The sequence below is a fragment of the Peptoniphilus duerdenii ATCC BAA-1640 genome (assembly GCF_000146345.1).
Lineage (GTDB): Bacteria > Bacillota > Clostridia > Tissierellales > Peptoniphilaceae > Peptoniphilus_B > Peptoniphilus_B duerdenii.
In genome coordinates, this window is record NZ_GL397071.1 from 23,500 (window position 1) to 36,578 (window position 13,079).

At 36.6% G+C, this 13,079-nt stretch carries 12 protein-coding genes, 1 tRNA gene and 1 riboswitch; of the genes, 2 read left to right on the top strand and 11 right to left on the bottom strand.

Going from position 1 to position 13,079, the window contains the following annotated elements:
* Window positions 1–34 precede the first annotated feature (34 nt).
* The 11 genes from HMPREF9225_RS00125 to HMPREF9225_RS00180 form a co-directional block, all read right to left on the bottom strand.
* A complete protein-coding gene (locus HMPREF9225_RS00125) occupies window positions 35–376 on the bottom strand; it encodes a type II toxin-antitoxin system PemK/MazF family toxin (protein ID WP_008900864.1) in 342 nt (113 codons plus the stop codon).
* Between the two features lie 18 nt (window positions 377–394).
* Complete coding sequence (locus tag HMPREF9225_RS00130) at window positions 395–1,537, bottom strand: NAD(P)H-hydrate dehydratase (RefSeq protein ID WP_008900865.1); 1,143 nt, start codon at window positions 1,535–1,537, stop codon at window positions 395–397.
* Window positions 1,538–1,604: 67 nt separating this feature from the next.
* Window positions 1,605–1,698, bottom strand: a tRNA-Sec gene (locus HMPREF9225_RS10285).
* A gap of 56 nt (window positions 1,699–1,754) precedes the next feature.
* The gene (gene grdD / locus HMPREF9225_RS00135; protein WP_008900866.1) at window positions 1,755–2,885 is read right to left on the bottom strand and encodes a glycine/sarcosine/betaine reductase complex component C subunit alpha; all 1,131 of its coding nucleotides are present in this window, start codon (window positions 2,883–2,885) and stop codon (window positions 1,755–1,757) included.
* A 1-nt stretch (window position 2,886) separates the two neighbouring features.
* Window positions 2,887–4,422 carry a glycine/sarcosine/betaine reductase complex component C subunit beta gene (gene grdC / locus HMPREF9225_RS00140; RefSeq protein ID WP_008900867.1) on the bottom strand — a complete coding sequence of 512 codons (1,536 nt, stop codon included), beginning with the start codon at window positions 4,420–4,422 and terminating at the stop codon, window positions 2,887–2,889.
* An 8-nt stretch (window positions 4,423–4,430) separates the two neighbouring features.
* A complete protein-coding gene (grdB, locus tag HMPREF9225_RS00150; protein WP_083772982.1) occupies window positions 4,431–5,741 on the bottom strand; it encodes a glycine reductase complex selenoprotein B in 1,311 nt (436 codons plus the stop codon).
* A 24-nt stretch (window positions 5,742–5,765) separates the two neighbouring features.
* On the bottom strand, window positions 5,766–6,245 hold the full coding sequence (gene grdA / locus HMPREF9225_RS00155) for a glycine/sarcosine/betaine reductase complex selenoprotein A (RefSeq protein WP_083772983.1): 480 nt from the start codon (window positions 6,243–6,245) through the stop codon (window positions 5,766–5,768).
* Between the two features lie 80 nt (window positions 6,246–6,325).
* A complete protein-coding gene (locus HMPREF9225_RS00165) occupies window positions 6,326–7,615 on the bottom strand; it encodes a glycine/sarcosine/betaine reductase component B subunit (protein WP_008900872.1) in 1,290 nt (429 codons plus the stop codon).
* Window positions 7,616–7,632: 17 nt separating this feature from the next.
* Window positions 7,633–7,950: a thioredoxin TrxA gene (gene trxA, locus HMPREF9225_RS00170; protein WP_008900873.1), complete on the bottom strand. Its 318-nt coding sequence runs from the start codon at window positions 7,948–7,950 to the stop codon at window positions 7,633–7,635.
* 14 nt (window positions 7,951–7,964) lie between these two features.
* Window positions 7,965–8,909, bottom strand: coding sequence for an NAD(P)/FAD-dependent oxidoreductase (locus tag HMPREF9225_RS00175; RefSeq protein WP_008900874.1), 945 nt, complete (start codon window positions 8,907–8,909; stop codon window positions 7,965–7,967).
* 10 nt (window positions 8,910–8,919) lie between these two features.
* A complete protein-coding gene (locus HMPREF9225_RS00180) occupies window positions 8,920–9,297 on the bottom strand; it encodes a GrdX family protein (RefSeq protein ID WP_008900875.1) in 378 nt (125 codons plus the stop codon).
* 116 nt (window positions 9,298–9,413) lie between these two features.
* Window positions 9,414–9,516: riboswitch (glycine riboswitch) on the bottom strand.
* Between the two features lie 112 nt (window positions 9,517–9,628).
* On the opposite strand from HMPREF9225_RS00180, the gene selA reads away from it, so the two are divergent.
* The gene (selA, locus tag HMPREF9225_RS00185) at window positions 9,629–10,984 is read left to right on the top strand and encodes an L-seryl-tRNA(Sec) selenium transferase (RefSeq protein ID WP_008900876.1); all 1,356 of its coding nucleotides are present in this window, start codon (window positions 9,629–9,631) and stop codon (window positions 10,982–10,984) included.
* Window positions 10,981–12,849 carry a selenocysteine-specific translation elongation factor gene (selB, locus tag HMPREF9225_RS00190; protein ID WP_008900877.1) on the top strand — a complete coding sequence of 623 codons (1,869 nt, stop codon included), beginning with the start codon at window positions 10,981–10,983 and terminating at the stop codon, window positions 12,847–12,849. Before selA ends, selB begins: the two co-directional genes overlap by 4 nt.
* Window positions 12,850–13,079: the final 230 nt, after the last annotated feature.

Genomic DNA, 13,079 nt, shown 5'->3' on the forward strand with positions numbered 1-13,079 from the left:
TAAATAAAAAAGCAGGCTACTGCCTGCATATGTACTATAAATCTAAACTGACTCTTAGTGCCTTATCTATGTTTTCCATTATGTCATCTGGAAATGATCCGATTTTTTCTCTGAGTCTTTTTTTATCTATGGTTCTAATCTGTTCTAGCAGTACCACAGAATTTTTAGGAAGTGCCAGTCCTTCTGCCATGACGTTTAGATGGGTCGGGAGCCGTGCCTTGTTAAGTCTAGATGTTATCGCCGCTACAATTATCGTTGGCGAATATTTATTTCCTATATTATTTTGAAGTACTACTACCGGTCTAACTCCTCCCTGTTCTGATCCGATGACAGGACTTAGATCTGCGTAGAATATGTCTCCTCGTTTTACTATCATATTTGCACCTTTAATACCTTATAAATTTTTAATTGCAAATGGTATATTTTCTACTATATCTCGTGCAATTACTGAGTTCTCTCCTAGTTTTTCCTTGGCTATACTGCCGGATAGTCCATGGATGTATGCGCCCATTGATGCCGCTTTAAAAGGTTCTATCTTCCTACCTAGAAGAGATGTAATTATTCCTGAGAGCACATCTCCCGAACCCGCTGTGGCTAGCTCTGGACCGCCTGTATTATTTATATATACTCTATTTCCATCTGTTACTATTGTCTTATTTCCCTTTAGTAATAGAGTAGTTCTATATTTTTTTGCAAAATCTTTTGCTATTTCTAGTTTATCTTTCTCTATTTCTTCTATGGATAGTTTAGTTAGTCTTGAAAATTCTCCAAGATGTGGGGTGAGGACTTTGTTTTCTAAATTTACTTTTTCTAAATTTCTACTTAGAATATTTAGTCCGTCTGCATCTACTACCATTGGTGCTTCTTCTCTTATGACTTCTAAAAATAATTCTTCTTTATTTCCAAGACCTGGTCCAATACATATGGCATCCATTTCTTTTAAAAATTCAAGATCTTCTCTATATATCGCTTCAAAACATCTGGATAGTACCAAGTTTTTAATTTCTCTATCTGTGTTGAAGTAAACTAGCCCAGATCCTGTTCTAAGGCTCGCCATAAGGGATAGCATAAGAGCTCCAGGCATATTATTCGAGCCACATATGAATCCTACCCTACCATAGTCTCCTTTGTGACTGTCGACCTTTCTTTTTAATGCACCTTTAAATTCATGAGGTACTTCTATTTTTATACCACATTTTACTTCCTTTGCCATAGCTACTGCAAATTTTCTTTCGTGGGAGACTGAATATGTAAATCTTTTTTCCCCTATCTTTGCTATATATGGTTCAAATTCTAGTTTTATGTCTTTAAAAGAAATTCCATCTATGCCTGTTCCATTGGCTTTTGATATGGCTTCTTTGGCAGCAAAGTATGCAGAGATGCTTTCATATAAGTTTGGTCTACTTTTTATGTATGCTATTTCATCGTCGTTAAATATACGATTTAAAAACTTTTCTTTATGTTTTTCGTAGAGTTTTATAACTCGCGAAATTTCTATTATATCTATTCCCAACATATTGCTACCCATCTTTATCATTTACTATCTTATTTTATTATAATAAATTTTAGCTAAAAAATAAAGGAGAAGCGACTAACTTCTCCCATGGCGAGGAAGAGTAGGAATCGAACCTACCAAAGAAAAACTTTCTTACAACGGTTTTGAAGACCGCGGAGCACACCAGACACTCATTCTCCCCCATAAAAAGTCCCGGCCAAGCGGGACTATCTTATTATACTATAAATTTTCTATATTGTTAAGATATTAAACCTGCATTAGTTAAAATTTCTGCTGCTTTATCTTTGTTTGCTTCAGAAATTAGAACTATAGGTCCTGTACATCCCATTGCTGATTCAGCGTAGATGCCTTCTTTCCAAAGGGCTTGTACTGCAGTGTCCATTTCAAGAATATCTATTCCAGGTATTTGAGCTGTTACGACTTCTTTTGGTGGAGCTGCTACTGCTGCTTCTGCCTTTTCTTCTTTTTTGTCCATTGACGCTAAGATTTGTTCAAGGCCAGCTTTTTTAGCATCTGCATATACTTTCTTGGAAACTTCTACTAATTTTCCTCTTACTGATTCTACTGCATATTGAATAGCATTTCTAATTACAGGTGTACCACTTGCTCTAGAGACAATGAACACTGGTGTATGGTATCCTTCACCTAGTCCAGGTCCATATCCAAATCCAGCTGTTTCGAAGAATCCGCCAGATGTGAATGATGCAAATGTCTTGATAAGAACATTTCCTGTAAGTGAATCCATAACTACAACATCACAAGTTCCTGCTACTAGGTCATTTCCTCTTAGCACTGCGCCGCCGTCAGCTCTCTTAGATTCTGCAAAGTTGATTTCGAAACCATTGTTTTTTAGTTCGTTTAGTTTCTTTTCAACGATTCTTGCAGCTTCTATATTAAGAATACCAACTGTTGGATGTTCAATTCCATTGGCTTTTGCAGCGATGATTCCATTAATAGTGTTAAGAACCATTGCAATGTCTCTCTTCATATGGGTTGTTCCTGTAGTTGTCGCAATGTAAACTTCTTTACCCATAGCTGGAGTTACTGTTCTACCTACTGTAGAAACTCCGATTGGGAATGGATAGTGCATTGCAACTGCAGCGTCTATTTTACCTTCGTTAAATAGATGCTCAAGGGCTTCTGCAACTTCTTCATCGTTTGCTGCTTCTACACAGTTATAATCCTTGTAAGGTGTACCTACAACTGTGAATTCTACGTCTTTAAAGCTTTCCATAGCTTTATTTACGTTGTCAGCACCAAGTTCTGAATCTAGATTAGTTACAGCTATTCTAACAGTAGATGACTTAGATTTACCAGTTTCAATTTCTTCAGCAATGTCATTAATGAATTCTGCTAGTAATTTACTCATCTTACTCCCTTTCTAGAATATCTGAAGCTACTTTCTTCATTGCTTCTGCCAATAGCTTTCTAACCATTTCTTGATCTAGTCCTGTTTCAGCTTCTGCATCTTTTCCAGTATTTCTTTCAACTACTACTGAAATACCATCGAATAGATTTGTAAGTCTTCCTAGGAATAGTGATCCTTTACCTATTAGCATTGCTCTATTTAGATCTCCATCTGTTAAGTCATGAACCATGTGTCCTACGTATGGTACTGCTGAAGGAATATGTCCTTGAGTTGGTGCCCATCCGTGTAGTCCGTGTTTTTCGATGAAGTTCTTAAGTTCTTTTTTATCTAATTCACCTTTTGTTACTGCAAGTGCAGCTATCATCTTGTAGTTAGCTTCTGGAACGTTTCCTGCTCCTGCTGGTTTAGTGATATCTGGGTTTTGCATTTCTGGTGAATATTTGTCTACATCTGTAAATTTAAGTCCGTGTTCGTGAAGTGGATCGTATACTAGTGATGAAATTACAGCTTGTGGTGATGATCCAGTAGATACTTTGTGAGTTCCTACGATGTCGTTTCTAATAATTGGAGAAACTCCGTCGTTTTGAGAAACTATAACTCCGAATCCTCCTACACAGTCTTCTAGAATTGGTAGACCTTTGTTGATATGATCTCTTGCGTTCATACCAAGTTTAGCTGTTGAACCACCTGCTACTACTAGTACGTTTTCAAAAGTGCCGCCTCTTACATGTGAAGCTGCTGTAACTAGTGCATGTACTGGTGCTGCACAGAATCCTCTTACGTCAGAACCATTTGCGTTTTCTAGTCCACACATTTCTGCGATAGACTTAGCTATGTTTCCTCCACCTCTTTGGTTAATATCTCCTGCTGCTTCTTCTGAACATTCGATTACATAGTTAATTTCTTTTCTATCGATGCCTGATACTCTTAGAGTTTCGATTGCAGCTAGTGCTCCTGATGCTTTAGATACAAGATTTTCAAGCATGGTGTGTGCTGAAAGGTTGACATCTGTATCATGAGCTGCTCTTACATATCCATAAAGTTTTCCATCATGGTATAGTGCAACTGCTTTATCATTTGCGATTAATTCTTCAGCCTTTGAAATATCTTGTCCTTTTAGTTTAGGGAACATCTTTTCAAATTCTGGATATCTTTCTTCTAATACAGATTTAAATTCATTTACATAATCTTCTGATAAGAATACTAAATCAAATTCATCCGCGTACTTAAGAAGTCCTATGAACTCTTCTTCTGGAACTATGATACCAAACTTACCTTCTCTAGTTCCTTTATTTTCAATTTCTGTATATGGAAGTTTTTTGTCTGCTAGTGCATCTGGGGTAGCGTTTCCAATATAGATTTGATTTGGTAAATAATTTACAACTTCATCAAAGCTTCTTAAGTGATCTTGTACATTTTTTAATAAATCTGAGTCAGGATTAAGTATTTTTTCAGTGGTAAATGTAGCCCCAGCAGTTTCTACTAGCTGGGGTGTATTTACCAATACATATCCTGCACCTTTAATTACAGAATACATTTAGCCTCCTAGTTATCAAATATAGTTTGATCGTCTACTTCTGTTTCAAGAGCTTTAAGTGCTCTTTCAACTAGTCTTTCTCTTAGTTTGTATTCCTCTTCGTGAGTCATGTTAGGATCTCCAAGTGGGTGAGGAATAGCTACTGCAGGTACAATTCTATTTGCTCCAACTGTTAGAGAAATAGGTGTAATTGTACAAATGTGTACTACAGGGATTCCTGTAGCTTCAATACCTTTTACCATAGTTGCGCCGCAACGTGTACAGGTACCTCAGGTACTTGTTAGTATAACTGCGTCAACCTTGTCTTCTTTTAGGTATTCAGCGATCTTTTCTGAGAACTTCTTAGCACTTGCTACTGCAGTTCCGTTACCTACTGTTGAGTACCAGTAGTGGTGAAGAGATCCAATCTTTCCTTCTTTTTCAAAGTTTCTTAGAACATCAACTGGGATAACTCTGTCTGCGTTTTCGTTAGCATACACTGGGTCATATCCACCGTGAGCTGTTTCTGAATTTTCAGGAGTTAAGTCAGTTATGTTAGAGAAATCATATCTACCAAATTTAGATGCTGATGATGATTCAATGTGGTCTGGGTTTCCTTTTGGAACGATACCACCTGAAGTAACGATAGCGATTCTAGCTTTGGTTATATCTTTAATAGCTTTTGCAGGTTCAACTCTGTCAAATGCTGGCATTGGATATTCAGTTTCGTATTCTTCGCCACTTATTTTCTTTAGTAGCATTTCAACAGCACGAGCTGATCCAGTTTTGTCAGAGAAGTAGTTGATACGTCTTCCTTGTGGGAAGTATCCGCCTTCTTCTGGTGTTCCTACATCTTCGCCTTTAGCGTATTTTTCAGTAAATACGGTTATAGCTTTAAGAGCTTTTCTCATTCCGGCAGCTGAGTCTGCTGTTTTAATAACGTAAACGTCTTTAGCAAACATATCTCTACCTGGGTTTTCGTCATACATTGCTGTGATTGACTTAATGCCAAGTTTATCTTGAACTTCTTTAGCGATAGTTCCAGATGCCATACCGTATCTACCAGCGTTAAATGCTGGGCCTGCTATGAAATAGTCAGGGTTAAATTTTCCAATCATGTCGATCAATTCAGCCTTAGCTTCTTCAAGGTTTTCATTGAAGTAAGAGTCTCCACATACGATTGTAGCTACAATCTCGAAGTCATCTCCAAGGTTTTTTTGAAGTTGAGCTGAAATTGGTGGTAGTTGTTCTGCTACAAATGGTTTTGTATCAGCTTTTTCTTCTCCACCTATTCCTGCAAAGAACTGATTGACATAATGAACTACTTTTATTTTATCCATTATATTCTCCTCGTTAGATATTAATTATAGATATTTACAGTTTTCGTTTCTGATTTCTTGCATTTCTTCAACTATTTCATCAACGTCAAGTACCATTTCCATCATGCCTACTTGTTCATCATATACGTCTGGATCAAATAGTTCTTTCACTTCATCTTCAACTACGTGGAATGCTAGTAATCCTAGTTCAACTCCTGCTAATGGACCTGCAAATGTTGGGTCCCCTGCCATTACAGTTTCTGCTGCAAGACCTGCAGCTTCGGCTTCTGCTCCTCCTAGAATAACAACTAAGTTTTCTGGTCCGTATTCTTCTGCGAAGTTTTTAACTCTTTGTTGGTTTTCTAGGTCCATAGCGCCTGCGGCAGTTCAGACAAAGCATTCAGTTGCTGAGAAAATTACATCAGTATTATCTACAGTTTCAACACATGCTTTGATAGCTTCACCAGGTACACCGTCACGGTCACCGATGATTATTATCTTTTTGTTTTCTAAATAATTAGTCATGTGATTTTCCTTTCTTAATTTAAATATTAATTTTAATCGTTGTTACATTTAACAATCTAAAGTTTCTAAAAATAGAAACCTTAGAAAGTTTTTGCTGATAGATAGTTAAATCCTGTTTCGTTTGTAGCTCCAGTTATAACTTGGATTTCTACTTCAAGAGTTCCGTCTTCTAGAATAGCTTCATCAGATCCACCTGCTATAACAAGTACAGCTTTTTCGTCTCCGATTACGTTGTCTAGTTTTGGAAGTCTTACTACTTCGTTTGCGTTACCACCAGTTACTACAGCATTAGCTAGTGGATCAGCGTCTGCTAGAGATTGTGATTTACCATCACGGCCAGCGTATTCGTCAGTAATAATTACTGTGTCTACGCCTTTCTTTTCAATCTTAGTACAGTTCATGATAAGGTCAGTGTCTGGGTTACCGAATCCTTCTTGAGATACGATAGCTGCATCTGCTCCTAGGAACTCTACAAGTTTAGCAGTCATATCTGAATGTCTTTGTTTATCCATTAGATATACGTTTTCGTTTGTGATTACAACTCCAAGGAAGTTTATAGTCTTTCCATGTTGTTTGTAAAGATTCTTGATAACGTCGTTGTTTAAGTGAACATATGTTGGGTTTTTGTCGCATGCTGATACACAGTTACCACTTACAACAGCTCCATCCATAAATTCTGTTGGATATAGGAATGTTGGGATAATTTTCTTTGCGTCAACGCCGTATACATATGTGTCATGTAGTAATCCTTGAGTTTGAAGCATACATACGTAGATAACTTTCTTAAGATCTTTGTACTCTTCTACTTGTTCAAGTATTGGTTTTGTTTCGTAAACAGTTGTGTTTTCTGGAGTAAGATCTTTAGCTAAACGACCGATGAAATCAGTAATTTTAAGTCCTACCATTCTTACTGAATGTTCGTGGTTAGCTTTAGATATTCCTTCTTTAGGTTCTACCTTAACAACTAGGTTTACTAGTTTTGAGAATGGAGTGTATTTAGCTCCTTCTCCAGTCATGTCTATGATTCCTTCTTGGAATCCAACTATTGATCCGGTTGTAATTACTGCCATATTCTTAAGAGCGATAGTCTTTCCAGATCCTACTGTGTCGACTTTGTTTAAGATTCCAGGGAACATTTCTCCACCTTCAACCTTAACTCTAGGCTCAAGAACATCTTTTACCGGAATTATTCTCGTACTATCACCAGGGCGCGCGATGAAGAATTCAATTGATTTTAAATAATCATCGTTAGCTACCTCTGATACTTCTTCAAGTTCAGCTTTGCTTACATAAAGTACTCCGTTTTTGATTTCGGATTTGTCTGCAAACTGAATATCTTGAATTTTAATTTCGCCAAGTTCAAGACGCATAACTCACCTCTAATTAATTAATAAAATTTTTTGATCATTGCTTCGATGTTTTCAAGAGTTGCTGTATCTTCTCTGATTTCATCTACTTTTTGACCATCTTTAAACATAAGCATTGTAGGAAGTCCAAGAACTCCTTGCTTAATAGCGTGACGTCTTGCTTTTACAATATCTAGAGAACAGAATTTGATCTTATCTCCATATTTGTCAGCAAGTTCGTGAACTCCTGGCATAAGTGCCTTACATGGTTCACATGATTGTGACCAGAAGTCTACAAATACATATCCTTCTGCATTTAGTACTTCATCGTCAAAATTGGTTTTGTCTAGTTCTATCACTTTTTTACCTCCTATTAATAATCAAGTGCTTTTAGTTCTTTTTCTATAGTAACAGCTGCGATCGCTCCATCGGATGCTGCTGTTATTACCTGTCTAAGTGGAGTATTTCTAATATCTCCGATTGCATAAACTAGTTCTTTGTTTGTTCTCATGCATTCGTCAGTTAGGATATATCCATCATCTGTCATGTCGATTTTACCTTCGAACATTTGTGATGCTGGGTCTGCACCGATAAATACGAATACACCTACTAGTCCGTCATCTTCATCTGCATGGAAAACTGTTTCTTCTCCAGTTTCGTTGTTTACAAATAAGATTTCGTCTAGCATTCCATCGTTAGATCTAAGTTCTTTAATAGATGTGTGATACTTGATTTCAAGATTTTCTTTCTTTTCTGCTCTCTTAGCTACAATTTCATCACATCTTAACTTTTCACGTCTAACAAGAAGAGTTACTTTTCTAGCGAAGTCGCATAGATAAATAGCTTCTTCTACTGCTGAGTTACGAGCACCAACTACGAATACTTCGAAGTCTGTAAAGAAGTCTGCATCGCAAGTTGCACAGTAAGAAACTCCCTTACCGGTAAGTTCTCTTTCTCCTGGAACGTTAAGTTTTCTAGGAGCTGCACCTGTTGCTATGATTATAGCTTTTGCTTCAAGGACTTCATCCCCAGCTAAGTACACTTTTTTAACTTTTCCGTCAAGATCTACATCTTTAACGTGAGCTTTTTTGAATTCGCATCCAAAAGTTTTAGCTTGTTCTTCCATTCTGTCTGTTAGTGTTCTTCCTGATTCATTTTCAGTAAGTCCACCAGGATAGTTTTCAATTGATGCAGTAATCGCAATTTGTCCGCCTGTTACTTTTTCTTCAACGATTAGTGTTTTAAGTCTAGCACGGCCAGCGTATAATCCTGCTGCTAATCCACCAGGACCTCCACCAATTATAATTAAATCATACATTCTTATCACCTTATAAATTATTTAGAACTGGTAGTATCAGTTCCATATCTATTTCACTCAAATCGCTTATTATGGATTCTGTCATATGTCTAGGAGATTGTTCATTAAAAGCGTGCTCTGCTCTTTTAATGGCTCCTTCTATAAGTTCTATAGAATCAAGGTCAATCTTATCTTGTTTTTCTACTATAAAACTTCTAAAAAGAGTATCTCTAGGTCTGAAGTTTCCATATAGCGGATGAGTTAGTAGCTTGTAGTTTAAATGTAGCAAATCTCTAACTTTGTAGAACATTTCCAAGTATCCACTTTCATTGTAAAATTTAACTTCAACTTTGTCAAATTTTTGATTATCGAATCTAGGATTGTTCGTCAAAAGTAAAAGTTCTTTCATAGTTCACCTTCTCATTCAATGTAAATGTCATATTCAAGCCTTTTTTTTAATCTCATTTGTTCTATAAAAAAACAGGAAAGAGACTGTGCCTCTTCCCTGTCGCATAGCTTCAGAGTCATAACTCAACAGTCTTGTTACCTGAGAAATTCATATTGCAGCGGCCGCTCCAATACTTGTACCTTCGGTTTTTCACAATCGAAAATTTCCCATTGAGTTCTTGAATATAGATATTTTTTATTATATGATAAAAGTAAACATTTACATCAGCTTTATCTTAACATATAACTAAACAAAAATCAAACATAAGAATAGGAAAAAAAGGAAGTTTTAAATGCAAAATATCTACAAAAAATTGCCAAAGATGGATGAAATCATAGAAAGGTTTAAAGACCATCCCAAAAATTTACTTAAATATATTTCTACAAATATTTTAGAAGATTATAGAGAAAAAATTAAATCTGGATTTGTAGATTTCGAAATGGAAGATGTGTTTTCTTCCATAGAAAAAAATCTAAATAACGAAGAGTACTTTTCCCTTCGTAGAGCTATAAATGCATCTGGAGTTATAATCCACACAAATCTAGGTAGATCAATCGTTCCGCAGTTTGCCTTAGATAGAATCGAACAGGTTTCTAAAGGATATATGAACCTGGAATATAATATTGAAAAAGGCGAAAGAGGATCCCGTTACGACCACTTAAGAAAGATTGTCTGTGAACTTACCGGTGCAGAGGATGCTCTCCTTGTAAACAATAATGCTGCAGCAGTATTTCTTATGCTAAATACATTTTGTCAAGGAAGTGAAGTAATAGTTTCTCGCGGAGAACTAGTTGAGATCGGAGAGTCATTTAGAATAAATGAAATCATGGGTAGGTCAGGTGCTATTTTAAAAGAAGTAGGTTCTACAAATAGGACCCACCTATACGATTATGAAAACGCAGTCACAGAAAATACAAAGGCTCTTATGAAGGTGCACCCTTCTGACTACAAAGTCGTAGGGTTTACAAAGGAAGTTACCGCTTCTGAGTTAAAAGGACTGGCAAAAGAAAATGACCTACTTATATTAGAAGACTTGGGTTCCGGTTCACTGATTAATATGTCCAAGTTCGGTCTATCCGATGAAAGAACAGTAAAAGATTCTATAAGAGAAGGAGTGGACCTCGTTTCATTTAGCTGCGACAAACTCTTAGGCTCTGTTCAAGGAGGAATCATCGTTGGAAGACGCGACTTAATAGCAAAGATTAGAAAGAACCAACTTCTTCGTGCCTTTAGAGTTGGCAAGCTAACCATCATGGCTCTTGAAGCTACCATGATTAAATTCCTAGATGAAGATGTGGCTATAAGAGAGATTCCGACACTTCGTATGATTGCAAAGACCAAGGAAGATATTTTAAAATCTGCTGAAGAACTTAAAAAAGTAGCTAAAGCCGCTTTACCAAATTTTGAAATAGAAATTGAAGAGTGTAACTCCAAAGTTGGCGGTGGAACCTATCCTGTGGATACACTTCCTTCCTATGCGGTAAGTTTTAAGACTGATGACATAATGAAATTTGAATCATACCTTAGACTTTCCAGACACCACATCATCGCAACCGTAAGAGATAATAAACTTTACATGGATCTTAGATGCATACAGGACGATGAAATATCAATGATAGAAGAAATACTTAAGGAGTATAAAAATTGAGACATATAATAATCGGTACTTCCGGTCACATTGACCACGGAAAGACCACGCTTATAAAGGCTCTAACCGGCACAAGTACAGATAAATTAAAGGAAGAACAACAAAGAGGTATCTCTATAAACCTAGGCTTTACCTACTTCGATCTTCCAAGCGGACTAAGGGCAGGAATAATAGACGTGCCCGGTCACGAAAGATTCGTAAAGAACATGCTCTCTGGAGTTGTCGGCATGGATCTAGTGCTTCTAATCATCGCAGCAGACGATGGTGTCATGCCACAGACTATTGAACACGCGGACATCCTCGAATTCATGGGAGTTGAAAATCTAATATTTGTCGTAACCAAGACAGGAATGGTTGAGCCGGATATGCTTAACCTAGTCATAGCAGATATAAGAGAAAATTTCAAACATTCCCGTTTCAAAGATTCTAAAATAATTCCCGTAGATTCCCTTTCAAGAGATGGAATAGATAATCTAGTAGAAGAAATAGATAAAATGGTTAAAGATATTCCAGATGTGGATCTCCATAAGTCAGCTAGACTTAATGTAGATAGATCATTCTCACTAAAGGGAATCGGAACCATAGTTACTGGTACATTAATAGAAGGAAAAATCACAAAGGACACTCCCCTTACCCTATACCCTTCAGAAAAAGAAGTGAAGGTAAGGTCCATAGAAGTCCACGACACCCCAGCGGAAGAAGCAGTAAAAGGTCAAAGGACCGCCCTTAATATTATAAATTTAAAAAAGGACGAAATAGAAAGAGGAATGGTAATCGCAAAGACCGGCTCTCTTACCAAGACCTCATTGATAGACGTAAAACTCTCCACTTCCACCCATCAAGATGTAACATTGAAACATTTTACAAGGGTGAGACTGTTCCACGGAACCAAGGAAATAATGGCGAGGGTCATCCCACTGGATAAGAAAGAAATCGCCCCGGGAGAAACACAAGTAGTACAACTTCGACTAGAAGAAGAAATCTACGCAAAAATAGGCGATCCATTCGTAATACGTCTCTTCTCACCAATGGTTACAGTAGGCGGAGGAATAATCCTAGAAACATTTACCAAGAGACACACATTTTCAGATAAAACCTACTTAGAAGAGTTGAAGAAGAAGGAACTAGATCCGGAATACATCATAATCTCCTACTTAAAAGAACACGGATACAAGGGTGCAAGCTACGAAGATATCTACTCCTACATCGGATACGAAGAAAATTATCTTAAAAAAATTCTAGAAGAAATGATAGAATCCAAAGAAATTTTCTACATCGGCGGAGTCTATGTAGACAAAGAAATGCTAATAGAATTTAGAGATGAACTTCAAGAAACCTTGACCGAATATCACAAGGAAAATCCATTTGAAAAAGGAATCAACAAAGAAGTATTGAGGGCGAAATTAAAATATCCACTCTCAACCAAGTTCTTCGCAGACATCACATCAACAGAAATCATTGACAAGATACTAAAAGTAGACAAGACCATGGTGTCATTAAAAGGAACCAAGACCGAACTAAAAGGAATGGAAAAACAAGAATTCGATAGAGTAATGAAGATCATAAAAGACGAAGAACCAGGACTACTAAAAGAACCGGACGCAAAATCCCTATTTAAAAATAAAAAACTCATCCCGCTTCTATCAGAAGAAGTAAAGATAATAGATGGATTTGTAATTCGAAACGAATTTTTCCAAGAAATAATAGATAAACTAATGAAACACTTGGAAGAAAAAGAAAAAGTAACAGTAGCAGAATTTAGAGATCTCATAGGATTTTCAAGAAAGAATGCAATAGCAATCCTAGAATATCTAGACAGAGAGAAATTCACCAGAAGAGATGGAGATTTTAGGTATAAATATTAATAAAATTTAAAATATTTGAATGTAACTAAGGTAGGTGCAAAAGGAAGCATCTACCTTTTTTGTTGATTTAATTTGTATATCACGTAGCGGAAGCATTTTGCTTCCACTACGGGGATAAATAGTAATTAAATTTGTCGTACGGCTTCGCCTGATTTTTGTTTTTCTCTATGTAAAATTAAAAGTCTCTCTACAGATAAAACACAATGCAAATTTCGTAAATATAATCTTTA

What these genes read in the sequence shown, in the direction of transcription:
- HMPREF9225_RS00125 (WP_008900864.1), bottom strand. Translation starts at nt 376, where the DNA reads ATGATAGTAAAACGAGGAGACATATTCTACGCAGATCTAAGTCCTGTC.
- HMPREF9225_RS00130 (WP_008900865.1), bottom strand. Translation starts at nt 1,537, where the DNA reads ATGATAAAGATGGGTAGCAATATGTTGGGAATAGATATAATAGAAATT.
- grdD (WP_008900866.1), bottom strand. Translation starts at nt 2,885, where the DNA reads ATGAGTAAATTACTAGCAGAATTCATTAATGACATTGCTGAAGAAATT.
- grdC (WP_008900867.1), bottom strand. Translation starts at nt 4,422, where the DNA reads ATGTATTCTGTAATTAAAGGTGCAGGATATGTATTGGTAAATACACCC.
- HMPREF9225_RS00165 (WP_008900872.1), bottom strand. Translation starts at nt 7,615, where the DNA reads ATGCGTCTTGAACTTGGCGAAATTAAAATTCAAGATATTCAGTTTGCA.
- HMPREF9225_RS00175 (WP_008900874.1), bottom strand. Translation starts at nt 8,909, where the DNA reads ATGTATGATTTAATTATAATTGGTGGAGGTCCTGGTGGATTAGCAGCA.
- HMPREF9225_RS00180 (WP_008900875.1), bottom strand. Translation starts at nt 9,297, where the DNA reads ATGAAAGAACTTTTACTTTTGACGAACAATCCTAGATTCGATAATCAA.
- selA (WP_008900876.1), top strand. Translation starts at nt 9,629, where the DNA reads ATGCAAAATATCTACAAAAAATTGCCAAAGATGGATGAAATCATAGAA.